Origin of the sequence: Pseudomonas sp. W3I7, from assembly GCF_030816095.1 — a bacterium.
Lineage (GTDB): Bacteria > Pseudomonadota > Gammaproteobacteria > Pseudomonadales > Pseudomonadaceae > Aquipseudomonas > Aquipseudomonas salomonii.
Genome location: NZ_JAUSXP010000001.1, coordinates 1,360,416 through 1,377,430 on the forward strand (window position 1 = coordinate 1,360,416; position 17,015 = coordinate 1,377,430).

Annotated in this window: 15 protein-coding genes and 1 other RNA gene; 13 read left to right on the plus strand and 3 right to left on the minus strand. The window is 61.0% G+C overall.

Annotated features, from left to right (window positions below; translation table 11 throughout):
• Nucleotides 1-298: 298 nt before the first annotated feature.
• The 7 genes from zipA (at nucleotide 299) to QF043_RS06500 (ending at nucleotide 8,198) form a co-directional block, all read left to right on the plus strand.
• Entirely contained in the window at nucleotides 299-1,162 is an 864-nt protein-coding gene (gene zipA, locus QF043_RS06470) for a cell division protein ZipA (RefSeq protein WP_056861545.1), read from the plus strand.
• 87 nt (nucleotides 1,163-1,249) lie between these two features.
• Nucleotides 1,250-3,607 (plus strand): NAD-dependent DNA ligase LigA, encoded by a 2,358-nt coding sequence (gene ligA, locus QF043_RS06475; protein ID WP_307417886.1) that lies wholly within the window; start codon nucleotides 1,250-1,252, stop codon nucleotides 3,605-3,607.
• 133 nt (nucleotides 3,608-3,740) lie between these two features.
• Nucleotides 3,741-4,907, plus strand: a complete 1,167-nt coding sequence (locus QF043_RS06480) for a putative zinc-binding metallopeptidase (protein ID WP_307417887.1) — start codon at nucleotides 3,741-3,743, stop codon at nucleotides 4,905-4,907.
• A 240-nt stretch (nucleotides 4,908-5,147) separates the two neighbouring features.
• Nucleotides 5,148-5,244, plus strand: an RNA gene (gene ffs / locus QF043_RS06485) — signal recognition particle sRNA small type.
• A gap of 218 nt (nucleotides 5,245-5,462) precedes the next feature.
• Nucleotides 5,463-6,386 (plus strand): N-acetylmuramidase family protein, encoded by a 924-nt coding sequence (locus QF043_RS06490; protein WP_307417888.1) that lies wholly within the window; start codon nucleotides 5,463-5,465, stop codon nucleotides 6,384-6,386.
• A gap of 170 nt (nucleotides 6,387-6,556) precedes the next feature.
• Nucleotides 6,557-7,603: an N-acetylmuramidase family protein gene (locus QF043_RS06495; protein WP_058422082.1), complete on the plus strand. Its 1,047-nt coding sequence runs from the start codon at nucleotides 6,557-6,559 to the stop codon at nucleotides 7,601-7,603.
• Nucleotide 7,604: 1 nt separating this feature from the next.
• Complete coding sequence (locus QF043_RS06500; RefSeq protein WP_307417889.1) at nucleotides 7,605-8,198, plus strand: hypothetical protein; 594 nt, start codon at nucleotides 7,605-7,607, stop codon at nucleotides 8,196-8,198.
• Here the strand turns inward: QF043_RS06500 and QF043_RS06505 are convergent.
• A complete protein-coding gene (locus tag QF043_RS06505; protein WP_307417891.1) occupies nucleotides 8,195-9,058 on the minus strand; it encodes a LysR family transcriptional regulator in 864 nt (287 codons plus the stop codon). The two genes, QF043_RS06500 and QF043_RS06505, sit on opposite strands and share 4 nt — an antisense overlap.
• 102 nt (nucleotides 9,059-9,160) lie before the next feature.
• Here QF043_RS06505 and QF043_RS06510 point away from each other — a divergent pair, with 102 nt between their 5' ends.
• Complete coding sequence (locus tag QF043_RS06510; RefSeq protein WP_307417892.1) at nucleotides 9,161-10,120, plus strand: DMT family transporter; 960 nt, start codon at nucleotides 9,161-9,163, stop codon at nucleotides 10,118-10,120.
• Here QF043_RS06510 and QF043_RS06515 read toward each other — a convergent pair.
• Both QF043_RS06515 and QF043_RS06520 read right to left on the minus strand, forming a co-directional pair.
• On the minus strand, nucleotides 10,034-10,405 hold the full coding sequence (locus QF043_RS06515; RefSeq protein WP_307417893.1) for a VOC family protein: 372 nt from the start codon (nucleotides 10,403-10,405) through the stop codon (nucleotides 10,034-10,036). The genes QF043_RS06510 and QF043_RS06515 overlap by 87 nt on opposite strands.
• A 54-nt stretch (nucleotides 10,406-10,459) precedes the next feature.
• Nucleotides 10,460-11,221 (minus strand): amino acid ABC transporter substrate-binding protein, encoded by a 762-nt coding sequence (locus tag QF043_RS06520; protein WP_307417894.1) that lies wholly within the window; start codon nucleotides 11,219-11,221, stop codon nucleotides 10,460-10,462.
• Nucleotides 11,222-11,354: 133 nt separating this feature from the next.
• Here QF043_RS06520 and dnaX point away from each other — a divergent pair, with 133 nt between their 5' ends.
• The 5 genes from dnaX (at nucleotide 11,355) to QF043_RS06545 (ending at nucleotide 17,003) form a co-directional block, all read left to right on the plus strand.
• On the plus strand, nucleotides 11,355-13,445 hold the full coding sequence (dnaX, locus tag QF043_RS06525; RefSeq protein ID WP_307417895.1) for a DNA polymerase III subunit gamma/tau: 2,091 nt from the start codon (nucleotides 11,355-11,357) through the stop codon (nucleotides 13,443-13,445).
• Nucleotides 13,446-13,491: 46 nt separating this feature from the next.
• Nucleotides 13,492-13,830 carry a YbaB/EbfC family nucleoid-associated protein gene (locus QF043_RS06530; RefSeq protein ID WP_003175481.1) on the plus strand — a complete coding sequence of 113 codons (339 nt, stop codon included), beginning with the start codon at nucleotides 13,492-13,494 and terminating at the stop codon, nucleotides 13,828-13,830.
• A gap of 132 nt (nucleotides 13,831-13,962) precedes the next feature.
• Entirely contained in the window at nucleotides 13,963-14,997 is a 1,035-nt protein-coding gene (locus QF043_RS06535; RefSeq protein WP_307417896.1) for an NADP-dependent oxidoreductase, read from the plus strand.
• 66 nt (nucleotides 14,998-15,063) lie between these two features.
• Nucleotides 15,064-15,666: a recombination mediator RecR gene (recR, locus tag QF043_RS06540; protein WP_017134798.1), complete on the plus strand. Its 603-nt coding sequence runs from the start codon at nucleotides 15,064-15,066 to the stop codon at nucleotides 15,664-15,666.
• A gap of 188 nt (nucleotides 15,667-15,854) precedes the next feature.
• Nucleotides 15,855-17,003, plus strand: coding sequence for an acyl-CoA dehydrogenase family protein (locus QF043_RS06545; RefSeq protein WP_307417897.1), 1,149 nt, complete (start codon nucleotides 15,855-15,857; stop codon nucleotides 17,001-17,003).
• Nucleotides 17,004-17,015 lie beyond the last annotated feature (12 nt).

The following is a 17,015-nucleotide window of genomic DNA, read 5'->3' on the forward strand; positions in this document are numbered from 1 at the left end:
GGCGAGTCGCTAGTTGTCAGCTACAAGCCGTATGTACTTGAGGCTTATAGCTTGCGACTCGAAGCTCACAGTTGGCGGCTGGTGTAAGAGATCTTTCAGGTCGCTGAAAGATGGCAAATCGACACATTTCGCGCCAACTGTGTAAAGTTATCGAAGGTCGTGCTAGTTTATTGTCAATTCCTCGTATGCGTGGGCAAAACGTCAGTCAGAACATAGAGTTGGCGCCACGTTTTAAAGCGGTTTGGACGTTGCTAAACCCCTTATTTTTCAGCATTTTTTATTAGAGGCACGGGATTACATGGAAATCGGTCTGCGCGAGTGGCTGATCGTCATCGGCATTATTGTCATTGCCGGTATTCTTTTTGATGGCTGGCGCCGCATGCGCGGTGGCAAGGGCAAGCTCAAATTCCGTCTGGACCGTAACCTGTCCAACTTGCCCGACGACGACGGCAGCGCCGAGCTGCTGGGGCCGCCCCGTGTGCTGGATACCCATAAAGAACCACAACTGGACGAGCACGACTTGCCGTCGATGAGTGCGCCGGTGCGTGAAGCCCGCGAGCCGTCGTCCAAGCGTGGCAAGCGCGCCAGTGCCGCTGTGGCCGAGCCGCATCAGGGCGACCTGAACCTCGACGTCGACGAAGGCCCGAGCTTCAGCAGCCGTGATGATGACTTCCCCGATGAAAACGTCGGCAAGCCTGCAGCGCGCCAGTCGGTAAACGATCAGCCGGCCGCCGAAGAGGTGTTGGTGATCAGTGTGATCTGCCGCGATGCCGCCGGCTTCAAAGGCCCGGCACTCTTGCAGAACATTCTCGAAAGCGGCCTGCGTTTTGGCGAGATGGATATTTTCCACCGCCACGAAAGCATGGCCGGTAACGGCGAAGTGCTGTTCTCCATGGCCAACGCGGTCAAGCCGGGCACCTTCGACCTGGACGATATCGACCTGTTCAGCACGCCGGCGGTGAGCTTCTTCCTTGGTCTGCCAGGCCCGCGTCACCCGAAACAAGCGTTTGACGTGATGGTGGCCGCGGCCCGCAAGCTGTCCCAGGAACTCAACGGCGAGCTCAAGGACGACCAACGCAGCGTTCTGACTGCCCAGACCATCGAGCATTACCGTCAGCGCATCGTCGAGTTCGAGCGTCGCGCCCTGACACAGAAACGCTGAGGATTGGTCTTCAGCGTTGTCAGTAGAATAAGCGCACTAACATATTGAGCAGCTTCGGCTGCTCTTTTGCTTTATGAGAGAACACCCATGACCGCCGCCCACACCCGCATCCTCGAACTGCGCGCTGAACTGGATCAGCACAACTACCGTTACCACGTTCTCGACGAGCCAAGCATTCCCGACGCCGAGTACGACCGGTTATTCCATGAGCTCAAGGCTCTGGAAGCCGAGCACCCGGAATTGGTGACGCGTGATTCACCGACGCAGCGGGTCGGCAGTGCGGCGCTGTCGGCGTTCACCCAGGTCAAGCACGAGATTCCGATGCTCAGCCTGGGCAACGCCTTCGATGAAACCACCATGCTCGAATTTGATCGCCGGGTGACCGAAGGTCTCGACCTGCCGGTGGGCGATCTGTTTGGCGGTGGCGCGGCGGTGGAATACAGCTGCGAGCCCAAGCTGGACGGCCTGGCGGTCAGCCTGCTGTATCAGGACGGCGAGCTGGTACGCGGCGCCACGCGCGGTGATGGCACCACCGGTGAAGACATCAGCGTCAATGTGCGCACCGTGCGCAATATCCCGTTGAAACTGCACGGCAGCGGCTGGCCGGCAACTCTGGAAGTGCGCGGCGAAGTGTTCATGTCCAAGGCCGGCTTCGAGCGCCTGAACGCCTCGCAGCTGGAAGTGGGCGGCAAGACCTTCGCCAACCCGCGTAATGCCGCCGCCGGCAGCCTGCGTCAGTTGGACTCGAAGATCACCGCCAGCCGTCCGCTGGAATTCTGCTGCTATGGCGTGACTACCGACATCAGCGACACCCATATCGGCAACTTGCAGCAACTGCAGAAGTGGGGCATGCCGATTAGCCATGAGCTGAAGCTGGCCAAGGGCATTCAGGATTGCCTGGCGTATTACCGCGATATCGGCGAGCGGCGTAACAGCCTGCCGTATGAAATCGACGGCGTGGTGTTCAAGGTCAACAGCATTGCTTCCCAGAGGGAGTTGGGCTTCCGCGCCCGTGAACCACGCTGGGCCATCGCGCATAAATTCCCGGCCATGGAAGAGCTGACCGAACTGCTCGACGTGGAATTCCAGGTCGGCCGCACCGGCGCGGTAACGCCGGTGGCGCGCTTGAAGCCGGTCAAGGTCGCCGGAGTCACCGTGTCCAATGCCACGTTGCACAACATGGACGAAGTCGCGCGCCTGGGCCTGATGATCGGTGACACCGTGATCATTCGCCGTGCCGGTGATGTGATCCCGCAAGTCGTCTCGGTGGTCACCGAGCGCCGTCCGGAAAACGCCCGCGCCGTGCAAATCCCCGAAAGCTGCCCGGTGTGCGGCTCCCATGTGGAGCGTACGCAACTGGTCAAACGCAGCAAGGGCAAGGAAACCGTCAGCGAAGGCGCGGTGTACCGCTGCGTCGGGCGCCTGGCCTGTGGCGCGCAGCTCAAGCAGGCGATCATCCATTTTGTGTCGCGCCGCGCCATGGACATTGACGGCCTGGGCGACAAAACCATCGAGCAGTTGGTGGATGAAAAGCTTATCGGCTCGCCGGCGGACCTCTACAAGCTCACATACGAGCAGATCATCGACCTGGAAGGCTTTGCCGATATTTCCAGCAAAAAGCTGATCACCGCTATCGAAAACAGCAAGACCCCGACCCTGGCGCGGTTTATCTACGCCTTGGGTATTCCGGATGTGGGCGAGGAGACCGCCAAGGTACTCGCGCGCTCGCTGGCGTCCCTGGAGCGCGTGCAGCAGGCCTTGCCCGAAGTGCTGACGTACTTGCCGGACGTGGGCCTGGAAGTGGCCCACGAGATTCACAGCTTCTTTGAAGACAGCCATAACCAGGACGTGATTGGCGCGCTGCTGTCGCCGGATGAGTGCGGCCTGCAATTGCAGGATCAGGGCGACCTGAGCGCTGAATTCGCCGCCAGCACCACCCTGGGCGGCTTGCTCGACAAGCTGCACGTACCCAGCGTAGGTCCTGGCGCTGCGCAAAAGCTTGCCGACAAGTTTATAAGCCTCGAAGGCGTGATCAAGGCCGACTGGCTGGACATGCGCCAGGCGCTGCCCGAGAAGCAGGCCAAGGCGGTACGCGAGTTTTTTGATAACCCGGACAATGCCAACCATGCCCTGGCCATCGAGCGGCAGCTCAAAGACTTCGGGATGCATTGGCAGAGCGAGAAGAAGGTCGTCGAAGGCTTGCCGGAAGCGGGGCATACCTGGGTGCTGACCGGCTCCCTGGAGCTGATGAGCCGAGATGTGGCCAAGGACAAGCTCGAAAGCCTGGGCGCCAAAGTGGCCGGTTCCGTCTCGGCCAAGACCCACTGCGTGGTCGCCGGGCCGGGCGCGGGTTCCAAGCTGGCCAAGGCCACCGAGCTGGGCCTTGAGGTGCTGGACGAAGAGGCCTTCGTCGCCTTCCTGGCCAAACACAACATCAGCGTCTGACAGCTTTTGTGGCGAGGGAGCTTGTTGTGGCGAGCGGGCTTGTCCCGCGTTGGGCTGCGTAGCAGCCCCGAGGCCATTGGAACGATTTCAATCCGGAAATGATCTAGTCTTGGTCACCCAGGGAGAGATCGCCATGTTCCGTTACTTCGAGCAACTCAGTACGCGCATCGCCGCACCGTTCGTGGCCGGATCCTCGCGCAGCAGCAAGGTGTGGCAATGCCGCTGCGGCCAGTCGCTGTTCTTTCGCAACAGCCAGTGCTTGGCCTGTTCTGCGCTGTTGGGCTATCAACCCCAGCAAAGCCGGCTGTCGTCGCTACAGCCCGGCCCAGTCGCTGGCACATGGCTACAGGACGATAATCTCGACGCCGGCGCCTTCCGTCGCTGCGCCAACCTCGACACCCCAGCCGCCTGCAACTGGCTGATTCCGGCCCACAGCACCGCGCCGCTGTGCGTGGCTTGTAGCCTAAACCGCACCATCCCTGACCTGTCGATCCCGGAAAACCCCGAACGCTGGCGCAAAGTCGAAACCGCCAAGCGCCGGTTGGTGGCGCAACTGATCAGCCTGGGCCTGCAAGTGGTGCCCAAAAGTGTTGACGAAGACAGCGGCCTGGCCTTCGATTTCGTCGGCATCGACCTGGAAGGCAACGCACCCACCACCGGCCACGCCAACGGCCTGATCACCCTCGATATCAAGGAAGCCGACGACGCCCACCGCGAGAAAGTCCGTGTGCAAATGCGCGAGCCGTATCGCACGTTACTTGGCCATTTTCGCCACGAAGTCGGCCATTATTACTGGGACCGGCTGATCGCCAACAGCCATTGGCTTGAACCGTTTCGTAGCCTGTTCGGCGATGAACGCGCCAGTTACGCCGAGGCACTCGACCAGCATTACCAAAACGGCCCGCGCCCCGACTGGCAGCAAACCTGCGTCAGCGCCTACGCGACCATGCACCCTTGGGAAGACTGGGCCGAAACCTGGGCTCACTACCTGCACATGATGGACGCCGTCGATACCGCGCTGGGCTTTGGCATGAGCGCCCGCGAGATGGACCTGGATTACCAGCCGTTCCCGCTGACCACACTCTACGACGCCGAACACCCTGGCGGCCCGGCCTTCCTGTCGTTCGTCAACGCCTGGATCGAACTGGCCGGCATGCTCAACGAACTGTCACGCAGCATGGGGCAACCGGATTTTTACCCCTTTGTGTTGCCGCCGGCGGTGATCGCCAAGCTGCACTTCATTCACTTGGTGATTCAGGAGGAGGGCGGCAGGGCCGATGAAGTAGTGCAAGCACAGTAATTTGCTCGATGTGGGAGCTGGCTTGCCTGCGATTGCGCTGTGTCAGTCAACCAATGCCTCAACTGATACACCGCAATCGCGGGCAAGCCCGGCTCCCACAGGGTTCTGGCAGGTTATCGAGGTTGAGGACAAGTGCTTGAGCCCCTTGATATTTTTAATCCGGAACCAATGGTTGTAACTTCCGATGAGATCGGTACAATGGCGCGGCTTGCCGAGAGGCCAGCGTCGTTATGGTGACCCCATCGGTCCCCCCGCAACGATTACCCGTGAACCTGGTCAGAGCCGGAAGGCAGCAGCCACAGCGGGAACATTGTGTGCCGGGGTGTGGCTGGTGGGGTTGCCTCCATAACGCTCTTCTCTTGCTACGACCTTGCTACGACCCTCCCTGTATCAAATCAAACTCTCTTTTACTCGTTCATCTGGCATTTTTGCGCAGCGATGACGGCTTTGTGCTTGAAAACCTTCATCGGCCTGCTAGCGTCATTCTTGTAAGCGACCCGGTGCTGGAGTAGTAAAGAAGTGATGGCACTCCTTTGATCAACAAGGATGATTGCCATGTCCAGCCTTCCAGTTTTACCCGCCATTATCAGTGCTTCAGTCGGCACCCCGGGCAAGGCGCAGAACCTGCCTGCCGATGTCCGATGCATTCAGCACCTGTTTAATCTGATTGAGCCCGCAGTGCCCTTGGTGGAAGACGGCAAGTGCGGCCCGCTGTTGTTGCAGCGCATCAGTGACTACCAGGCGAATCGCCTGAAGGTCAGCAAACCTGATGGTGTGATTGACCCAGGCGGTCGCACGTTCAAGAGCCTGGTCGACGATGCAGCCAAAGCCCATGCCGTTGCCCCTGCCGACCCGCCGTTAATCAGCAGGCCCACCTGTGACGGTCAAATCGCCCTGACCGAGGCTGACTTTCAGAACGCGGCCGCAGTGCTGGGCACCGGTATTTCAGTGAATCTGATCAAGGCGTTCGCGACGGTCGAGTCCGGTGGGCGTTCCGGGTTCGGGCCGGCCAGGTTGCCGGTTATCGCCTTCGAGGGTCATATCTTCCGCAAGTACACTCAACATAAGTACGACAGGGCCTATCCCTTTTTGTCCTACCCCTATCTGGAAAAGGCCGGGCCGCAATGGCGGGCCAATAACAAGGATCAAGCCAAGGCCTGGCAGACACTGGTCGCTGCGTTCACGCTGGACCAGAAGGCAGCGTTGATGTCGGCGTCCTACGGCATGTTTCAGATCATGGGGTTCAACTTTGCCCTGTGTGGTTACAAAAGCGTGTTCGAGTTTGTTACCGCACAGAAACTCAATGCCGGCCAACAATTGATGGCGTTCGTCGGGTTTTGCCGCAAAACCCCTGCGTTGCTCAAAGCCATGAGGAACAAGGACTTCATCGGCATGGCGCGTCATTACAACGGCGAAGACTATGGCGACTACGACCGGCGCATCCGAAAAGCCTTCGAGGCGCTGGAACAAAAAAAATAGCCGCACCTGCTGGCTGCCTCACACCGTTGAGGTGGCCCACTGGACAAGCCAAAACCATCTTGTTAGTTTCCGCCAGCCACTTGTTTCAAGTTATGACAAGTGTGTTATGACAAGTGTGCAGCGCTGATATTGAAGTGCTATCACTTCCTTAACTAACAGGGATGTCTGTGATGAAAAGCCTGCCAGGGTTGCCACGTCTTATCAGTGCTTCAGTGGGCGCGCCGGGTAAAGCGCGCAATTTGCCCGCCGATGTTCAGTGCATTCAGTATTTATTCAATTTGATCATTCCCAAGATGGGCTTTGCGCTGGCCGAAAACGGTAAGTGCGATGGGCAATTGGTGCAGTGCATCAGCCAGTATCAGTTCCGGCATCTCAAATATGCGCACCCCGATGGCGTGATCGACCCCACCGGCCGAACCTTCAACAGCCTGATCGAAGAAGCGGTGAAAGTGCCGGTAAAAGCCTTCCCGGCGATGCGCATTCCCAGCTTTCTCAACGCGTTTGGCAATAACGGCGGCGATGCGGTCCAGGCCACAGTCAATGTGTACCTGGAGCGCATGCGCGCCATGATCGAAGCCGAGCGGCGCAACCGGCAGTTGATGCTCCAGGCCACGTGCGATGGCGGCATGACGCTGACCGATACCGACTTTCAGAGCGCTGCCACCCAGTTGGGCAGCGGCATTTCGGTGAATATCATCAAGGCGTTCGCTACGGTCGAATCCGGCGGGCGTTCCGGGTTCGGGCCGGCCAAGTTGCCGGTGATTGCCTTTGAAGGCCACTTGTTTCGCAAGTACACCAAGCACATCTACGACCAGGCGCACCCGCTGCTGTCGTATATCTACGTGAGAAAGGCCGGACCGCAGTGGCAGGTCAATAACAAGGACCAGACCAAGGCCTGGGAGACCATGGCTACCGCGTTTGCGCTGGATCAGGAGGCGGCATTGATGTCGGCGTCCTGGGGCATGTTTCAAATAATGGGGTTCAACTACACCTCCTGCGGTTACAAGACAGTGTTTGAATTCGTCGCCGCCCTGAAGATCAATGCCGGTAACCAATTAAAAGCGTTTATCGGTTTTTGCAGCCAGAGCCCGGCCCTGATCAAGGCCATGAAAGATAAAGACTACGTGGCCATGGCGCGTAACTATAACGGCAAGGATTACGGCGACTACGACAGCCGTATCAAAAAGGCCTACGAAGCATTGGAAGGGAAAAAATAAGATGAGCCGTTTTCTAGCGATGAGCGTGTTGTCGTTTTGCGCCTTGGCGCCAACGTTGGCAGGTGCCGCCGAGCTGCATTCCGGCAAATACGAAGGGCTGATGCTGGCGGTCACGCCTGAGCATCAGGTCGAAGGCTACTACGCAGAAGAGCTGGGCGAGGGCGTGACCCGCAGCTGCACGTTCTACCTGCAAGGCCAGCCTGAAGCGCTCACCACCTGGCTCGACAAGGCTTACCCCGGCAGCGTGGCAGCGTCCTCCGACGGCGTGACCTTGACGGTAGAACAGGGGCGCGAGCATCCCGGCTGCATCAGCGTGCTGATGCCGGAAATCGCCACCGGCCTGGACCTGACCCAAACCGCCAGCAAGCAATGGATCGGCCTGGTGACCGTGACGGCCGACAAGGCTTACCTGCTGAAAAAACCAGGCGCTGAAGCCGCCAAGCGCGCGTATATCGTCAAGGACGATGTGGTCGGCGTGCTGGCGTTCAAGGACGGTTGGGCCGAGGTCGAATTCACCAATGCCAAAGACCATACCTACACCGGCTGGATCAGCCAAAACCAGTACGCACGCTTGGCTGCGCCGCAAGCCGACTAGCCAAACGTCTCCCGCAGCAGCCCGGCAAACGCATCCCGCGCCAGGTGGCGCTGGGTGTCCGTGTGCCAGAACAGCAGGTTGTCCACGGCCTGCAGCTCATCAAATCGGTAGGACGCCAGTTGATTGGCCTGCTCATAGCGGGCCAGGATGCCTTCCGGCGCCAACGCCACGCCAATCCCTGCACTGACGCAACCAATGATGGTGCCCCAACTGGCATAGCTGGCGATGCTTGGTTTGAAGGCGTGCGGTTTGATCCAGTTCTCCAGCGCCGCGCGATACGGACAACCGGGCGGCCACACCAGCAAGGTGCGGCCCGCCAAGTCTTCGGCACTGTTGATCGGCGCGCTGGACGCGCTAGCGATCAGCACCAGGCGTTCGCTGTAGACCACGCTGTGTTCGAGCTTGGCACGCTTGCCGCCCGAGGCCACCAACGCCACATCGAGGCGGTGGTGTTGCAGGTCGTCGAGCAGTTGCGCCCAGGCGCCGGTGACCAACTCCAGGCTGACATCCGGGTAGCGCCGGTGGTATTCGGCCAGCAGCGGCGGCAGGCGGCCGCTGGCGCTGGATTCCACCGCGCCGATGCGCAAGGTGCCGCGTGGAATCGCGTTGGCATCCACTGCGCGCTTGGATTCATCCACCAGGGCCAGGATGCGCTCACAGTAATCGAGGAAGATTTCCCCGGCGGCACTGATGGCCAGCCCACGGCCTGCGCGAATAAACAGCGGCGTGCCCAACTCGCTTTCCAGCTGCTTGATGCGCGTGGTGATGTTGGATGGCACGCAGTGCAATTGCAGCGCGGCCTGGGCCACGCTGCCGGTTTGGGCCACGGCGCGCACCATTTTCAGTTGGGCCAGTTCCATTGCTCAGTTCCAATGATTTCAGAAGTCAGAAACGCTTAATTGTCCTGCGCCTTGCGCGGCTCAAGACTGACGGTATTCCCTCTCAGTCTCTGGATGCCGTCGATGAATGCCCCGTCACCCGTAAAGCTTACGCTAGTCATCGCTGGCGTGATTCTCTGTTGGGCTTATTCGCCGATTGGCGTGCACATGGGGCTGCACAGCTACAGCCCAGGCCAATTGGCGCTGCTAAGATTTCTGATCGCCTCGGTGTTCATGGGCGGCATCGCCCTGGCGGCAGGCATCGGCCGGCCGCGTGTGCGGGATTTGCCGTGGTTGCTGGTGTTGGGTTTTTTCGGCGTGTTCCTGCACCACACCAGCCTCAACTACGGGCAACAGTGGGTGACGGCGGCAGCATCGAGTGTGCTGGCGCAGTCGGCGCCGCTGTTCAGTGTGGCGATCGCGTTTTTCTGTTTGAAAGAACGGGTCAGCGCCTGGCGTTGGGGCTGCGTGTTGCTCGGCTTGTTCGGTGTGCTGGTGGTGATCTGGGGCGATCATGGCGTCGGTGACATCGACCCGCGCGGCTTGCTGATCCTGCTGGCTGCCGTGTCGTGGAGCGTGTATTTCGCCATCCAGAAGCACTACGCCCATCGCTACAGCCCACTGACCATGGCGTGCTACATGGTGTGGGCGGGCACCTTGATGCTGTGCGTGAACCTGCCGGGCTTGCCGGCCGCTGTGGCCCAGGCGCCGTTGCCGGAGAACCTGTCGGTGCTGGTGTTGGGGGTTTTCCCCAGCGCCCTGGCGTACCTGGCCTGGGGTTACGTACTCAAACACGTGGACGTCAGCCGCGCCTCGGTGGCGATGTACCTGATACCGCCGGTGGCCATGCTGATGGCTTCGACCCTGCTGGGCGAGCACATTGCCCTGCAAGTGATACTGGGCGCGGTGATCGTGCTGGCCAGTGTCGCCGCCATCAGCCTTGAAGGGCGCTGGCGCTCAATCGCTCAGGCTGAACGCGCGCAGCCGGTGGCCGTCGAGGTCCTCGGCGACAAAGGTGTAGCCGAAGTCCAGGTGGGTCGGTGACTGGACGATGGTCGCGTCGCGTTCTACCCACTGAGCGTGCAGGGCGTCCACGGCGGCTGGGTCCGGCAGCGAAAAACCGACCTCACCGCCGCCGCCGGTGAGGTGGGCCGCAGGCTCCACGGTATGACGCGACCACAGCCCCAGCTTGACGCCGTTGTCGAGAATGAACAGGGCGAACGTCGGGTTCAGCTCCACGGGCGGCTTGCCCAGCAGGCGGCTATAGAAGTTGGCGCTGGTGGCCGGGCTGTCGACGTAGAGCAGGAAGTAATGGGCGACGGTGTGCATGCAGGCTCCTTGAGAACGGACGGTTAAGGGAGCCCAGTCTATGGCGCGGCACTGTCAGTTCTTGTCAGGAGTGCGCAGCGGCCGCGCATTTTCCCCGGTGTAGAGTTTGATCAGGTCGTCGATCTCGCCCGACATTTTCATCCGCAGCAGCGTGCGCAAGATCCGCTGCACCGGCACGTTCGGGTCATTGCGCACGATGCAGCCCAGGTTTTGCTCTTCGATCACCGCGACGTTGTGCAGCCGCAGGCTTGGGGGCACTTTCAGGTTGAAACGGTCCAGGGTCCATTCGTTGATCACGGCGTACTCGAAGCGCGCGGCCACCAGCTTGTGCAGCACCAACTCCTCGCTGCGCGAATCGTCGCGGGTCAGTTGGCCGCTGGCGAACAGCGGTTCGAGCACGGCGTAGCGGTAGTTGAGCACCGTGCCAATGGCCTGGGGTGCCAACTTGGCCATCAGTACAGGCGGCGCGTGGGCGCTGACCAATACATTGCGCTGCACCATCAAAGGCACGCTCCAGGTGTAGTCGCCGGACAGGTTGTCGAGCCAATCCTGGGCGACATAGCAACGCACATCGACCTCTGCACGTGCCATGGCGCCGGCGAGTCGCGCCCGGGCCAGCACGTGGAACTCGGCAGGGCGCCCGACCTGGGTGGCCAGGCTCAACATCAAGTCATACAAAATGCCCTGGGTGGGCCGGTCACCTTCCAACTGGGCCATGGGCATTGCCCAGCTGTCGGAAACCGCAAAACGCAACGGTGCGGGCGCCGCCAGGCAAGCAACGGAAATCATCCATAAAGCGCCCAGGACTACGCGCATACACTCTCCGGGTTCAGGCCTTTGAGGGGCCAGTCAGGCAAGCTTAGTCAGATTAGACGAGCGTGCCGGATGCAATTTCCCCCTTGCTCCGCTAGCATTACCGGCTTCCGCTTCCCAGTTGCGACGGTTTTCGATGAGTTATCAGGTTCTTGCACGTAAATGGCGTCCGCGCTCGTTCCGCGAAATGGTCGGCCAGACCCATGTGCTCAAGGCTCTGATCAATGCCTTGGACAGCCAACGGCTGCACCACGCCTACCTGTTCACCGGTACACGCGGGGTCGGCAAGACCACTATCGCGCGCATTATTGCCAAGTGCCTGAACTGTGAGACCGGCATCACGTCGACACCCTGCGGCACCTGCTCGGTATGCCGCGAGATCGACGAGGGGCGTTTTGTCGACCTGATCGAGATCGACGCCGCGAGCCGCACCAAGGTCGAAGACACTCGCGAGCTGCTCGACAATGTGCAGTACGCGCCGAGCCGTGGGCGCTTCAAGGTCTACCTGATCGACGAAGTGCACATGCTCTCCAGCCATTCCTTCAACGCGCTGTTGAAAACCCTGGAAGAGCCGCCGCCCTACGTTAAGTTCATCCTGGCCACCACCGACCCGCAGAAACTTCCTGCAACGATTTTGTCGCGGTGCCTGCAGTTTTCCCTGAAAAACATGACGCCTGAGCGCGTGGTCGAGCATTTGACCCATGTGCTCGGCGTCGAGAACGTACCGTTCGAAGACGACGCGTTGTGGCTGCTTGGCCGCGCTGCCGATGGCTCGATGCGTGATGCCATGAGCCTCACCGACCAGGCCATCGCCTTTGGTGAAGGCAAGGTCATGGCCGCGGATGTGCGCGCCATGCTTGGCACGCTGGACCACGGCCAGGTGTTCGACGTGCTGCATGCGCTGATCGAAGGTGACGCCAAGGCGTTGCTCGAAGCCGTGCGCCACTTGTCGGAGCAAGGCCCGGACTGGAACGGCGTGCTCTCGGAAATCCTCAATGTGCTGCACCGCGTGGCCATCGCCCAGGCGTTGCCCGAAGGTGTCGACAACGGCCATGGCGACCGCGACCGCGTGTTGGCGCTGGCCCAGGCGTTGCCGGCCGAAGACGTACAGTTTTATTACCAGATGGGCCTGATCGGTCGCCGGGATCTGCCTCTGGCGCCAGACCCGCGCGGCGGCTTTGAAATGGTCTTGCTGCGGATGCTGGCCTTCCGGCCCGCCGACTCGGCAGATGCACCGAGACAGCCGCTAAAGCCAGTGGGGATCAGCCAGGCCACAGTTGATTCCGCCAAACCAGTGGCTGGCGCGGCGGTAGTCGCGCCAGTAGTGGCTGCACCTGAACCTGCGCCGGTTGCGCCTGCGCCGGCGGCCGAGCCTGTGGTTGCCGCGCCGGTGATCGAGCCCGCGCCGGTGGTTGAGCCTGAACCTGCTCCTGCGCCCGTGGTTGACCTGCCCTGGAACGATCCGGTCGACACAGAAGCTGAACCTGAGCCTGAACCTGAAGTCGAGCAAGTGCCTGCCGTGGAGCCCGTGCTGGAAACCGCCGGCGAGCAGCCCGCGTTGACGCCGATGCCCACGCCGACCCCGGACAGCGCGGTGCCGGACGCGCCGGAATGTGTGTCGGCACCGGCCCCCGAGCCGACTGTCGCGCAGGTGGACGCTGCCACGCCGGGCATCGACCTTGATGACGAGCCGCCGCTGGACGAAGATTACATTGAGCCGGACATGGATTCGGCCTACAGCTATCTGGACGACTTGGCCAGCGAGCACACCGCCGAGCCGGCCCCCGAGCCCGAAGCGGAACCCGCTGCCGCCCCGGCCACCGGCCTGGCGTTGCAATGGTTGGAATTGTTTCCTAAATTGCCAATCTCCGGCATGACCGGCAGCATCGCCGCCAACTGCACCTTGATTTCCATCGAGGGCGACCACTGGCTGTTGCACCTGGACCCGGCCCACAGCGCCCTGTTCAACGCGACCCAGCAACGCCGACTCAACGATGCGCTGAACCAGTACCATGAACGCACGCTGACCGTCGCCATCGAACTGATCAAGCCGGAGCAGGAAACCCCGGCCCAGGCGGCGACCCGTAAGCGCATCAACCGTCAGCGTGAGGCCGAAGACTCGATCCATGGCGATCCGCTCATCCAGCAGTTGATGCAACAGTTCGGTGCGGTGGTGCGTCACGATACTATTGAACCTGTCGAAGCCCCGGTGCCCCAGGCGTCATAAAACCGGGCTACTAATTGATTGATCCACGTACTTTGAGGTGATTCCCATGATGAAAGGTGGCATGGCCGGCCTGATGAAGCAGGCGCAGCAGATGCAGGAAAAGATGGCCAAGATGCAGGAAGAACTGGCCAACGCCGAAGTCACCGGTAAGGCTGGTGGCGATATGGTCAGTGTGGTGATGACCGGTCGTCACGACATCAAGCGCGTAAGCATCGACCCAAGCGTGTTGCCAGGTGTGGGCGAAGATGACCTGGAAATGCTCGAAGCGCTGTTCGCCGCGGCCGTCAACGACGCCGTGCGCAAGATCGAAGCCAACAGCCAGGAAAAAATGGGTGGCGTGACTGCCGGCATGCAACTGCCGCCGGGCATGAAGCTGCCGTTCTGATTGTGCAGCGTTAGCTAGACTCAAATGCCAGGCATCGCGCCTGGCATTTTTGTTTGTGCTAATCCGATCGAACCCTGGCGCGGCACGCAGGGTCTGCACCCTATACCGAAAGATTCGTTAAAGGAGCCCCTCATGCCTCAAGAACCCATTCTTAACCAACGCATTGTCCTGGTCTCGCGCCCGCAAGGCGCGCCGACCCCGGAAAACTTTCGCCTGGAACGCGTGAACCTGCCGGAATTGGCCGATGGCCAAGTGCTGCTCAAAACCCTGTACCTGTCCCTCGACCCCTACATGCGTGGACGCATGAGTGACGCGCCGTCCTACGCAGCTCCGGTGGAAATCGACGAAGTGATGACCGGTGGTGCCGTCAGCCGTGTGGAACAATCGCGTAACCCGAAGTTCGGTGTCGGTGACCTGGTAGTGGGGTCCACCGGCTGGCAGAGCCATAGCATCTGCGACGGGCACACCCTGATCCCGGTGCCCAATGGCCTGGCCAGCCCCTCGATGGCACTGGGCGTCTTGGGCATGCCCGGCATGACCGCGTACATGGGCCTGATGGATATCGGCCAGCCCAAGGCCGGGGAAACCCTGGTGGTGGCAGCTGCCTCCGGTGCGGTGGGCTCGGTGGTCGGGCAGGTCGCCAAGCTCAAAGGCTTGCGCGTGGTGGGGATTGCCGGCGGTGCGGACAAGTGCCGTTATGTGGTCGACGAGCTGGGTTTTGACGCCTGTATCGACCACAAGAGCGCCGATTTTGCCCAACAGCTGGCGCTGGCCTGTTTCAACGGTGTGGACATCTACTTTGAAAACGTTGGCGGCAAAGTCTTCGACGCCGTGCTGCCGCTGCTCAACCCCAAGGCGCGCATTCCGCTGTGCGGCTTGATCGCCGGCTACAACGCCCATGAAGCGCCCAGCGGCCCTGATCGGCTGCCGGCACTGCAACGCACCTTGTTGACCAAGCGCGTGCGCATCCAGGGCTTTATCGTGTTCGATGACTATGGCGATCGCCAGCCGGAATTCCTCAGCGCCATGGCGCCATGGGTGCGCGACGGCAAGATCAAGTTCCGCGAAGACGTGGTCGATGGCCTGGAACAGGCACCCGAAGCCTTTATCGGTTTGCTCGAGGGGCGCAACTTCGGCAAGTTGGTGGTGCGTGTCGCGCAGGATTGAGCATTTGACGCTAATCCGAGGCGCGGGTATAAACCGCGTCTCGTTGTTTTGTCGGACCCTTCGCCCATGAGCTTCAGCCCCCTGATTCGCCAACTGATCGACGCCCTGCGCACTTTGCCGGGCGTGGGCCAGAAAACCGCCCAGCGTATGGCGCTGCAACTGCTGGAGCGTGATCGCAGCGGCGGCACGCGGTTGGCCCAGGCCTTGAGCCAGGCCATGACCGGCGTGGGTCACTGCCGCCAGTGCCGCACCTTGACCGAAGAAGATCTGTGCCCGCAATGCGCCGACCCGCGCCGCGACGACACGCTGCTGTGTGTGGTGGAGGGGCCGATGGACGTGTACGCCGTTGAACAGACTGGCTATCGCGGGCGCTACTTCGTGCTCAAGGGGCATCTTTCGCCGCTGGACGGCCTGGGGCCGGAAGCCATCGGCATCCCGCAACTGGTGACACGCATTGAAGAACAGGGCACGTTTACCGAGGTGATCCTGGCGACCAACCCGACGGTGGAAGGCGAGGCGACCGCGCATTACATCGCCCAATTGCTGACCAACAAAGGCTTGATCACCTCGCGTATCGCCCATGGCGTGCCGTTGGGCGGCGAGCTGGAATTGGTGGATGGCGGCACGTTGGCGCATTCGTTTGCCGGTCGTAAACCGATCGCGCTTTAAATAACCACACTGTTCAAATGTGGGAGCGGGCTTGCTCGCGAATGCGGTGGGTCAGTTAATAAATCTGTGACTGGCACTCCGCATTCGCGAGCAAGCCCGCTCCCACCGTAGTTTTGTGTTGTTAGCGCTGTCTTGATAACCAAGCAAGCGCTTGGTAAGTTCTCTCCACCTCACCGTGGAGCTTGCCGATGTCTGCCTATCAGGACTACTTCGACCCCAGCCACCAATTGGTCCGCGACAGCGTGCGCCGCTTTGTCGAGCGCGAGATGTTGCCGGGCATCGAACAATGGGAGGAGGCCGAGGGCTTCCCCCGCGAGCTGTACCTCAAGGCGGGCGCGGCGGGGATCCTGGGCATCGGCTACCCCGAAAGCCTGGGCGGCAGCCACGAAGGCGACGTGTTCGCCAAGGTCGCCGCCAGCGAAGAGTTGATGCGTTGCGGTTCGGGTGGCGTGGTCGCAGGCCTGGGCTCGCTGGATATCGGCCTGCCGCCTGTCGTCAAATGGGCTCGGCCCGAGGTACGTGAGCGGGTTGCGCCTCAAGTGCTGGCCGGTGAAAAGATCATCGCCCTGGCCGTCACCGAACCCGGTGGCGGCTCCGATGTGGCCAACTTGCAAACCCGCGCTGTTCGAGAGGGCGACTTTTATCGCGTCAGCGGCAGCAAAACCTTTATCACCAGCGGCATCCGCGCCGACTTCTATACGGTCGCCGTACGCACCGGCGGGCCGGGCTTCGGCGGCATCAGCCTGTTGCTGATCGAAAAACACACGCCAGGTTTCACCGTCGGCCAACCGTTGAAGAAAATGGGCTGGTGGGCGTCAGACACGGCTGAGCTGTTCTTCGACGATTGCCGAGTACCCGCAGGCAACTTGATCGGCGTCGAGAACATGGGCTTTGCCTGCATCATGGGCAACTTTCAGAGCGAACGCCTGGCGCTGGCGCTGATGGCGAACATGACCGCGCAGTTGGCCCTGGAAGAAAGCCTCAAGTGGGCGAGCCAGCGCGAAGCCTTCGGCAAACCCATCGGCAAATTCCAGGTGCTCAAGCATCGGCTGGCGGAAATGGCCACCGCAGTGGAAGTCTCCCGCGAGTTCACCTACCGCCAGGCGGCGAAGATGGCGGCCGGCAAGAGTGTGATCAAGGAGATTTCCATGGCCAAAAACCTGGCCACTGATACGGCGGATCGGGTGACCTATGACGCGGTGCAGATTCTGGGGGGGCAGGGGTATATGCGAGGCAGCCTGGTGGAGCGGCTGTTTCGGGATAACCGCATTCTGTCGATTGGCGGGGGCACGCGTGAGGTGATGAACGAGATCATCAGCAAGCAGATGGGGCTTTGATCGGTGGTGTTT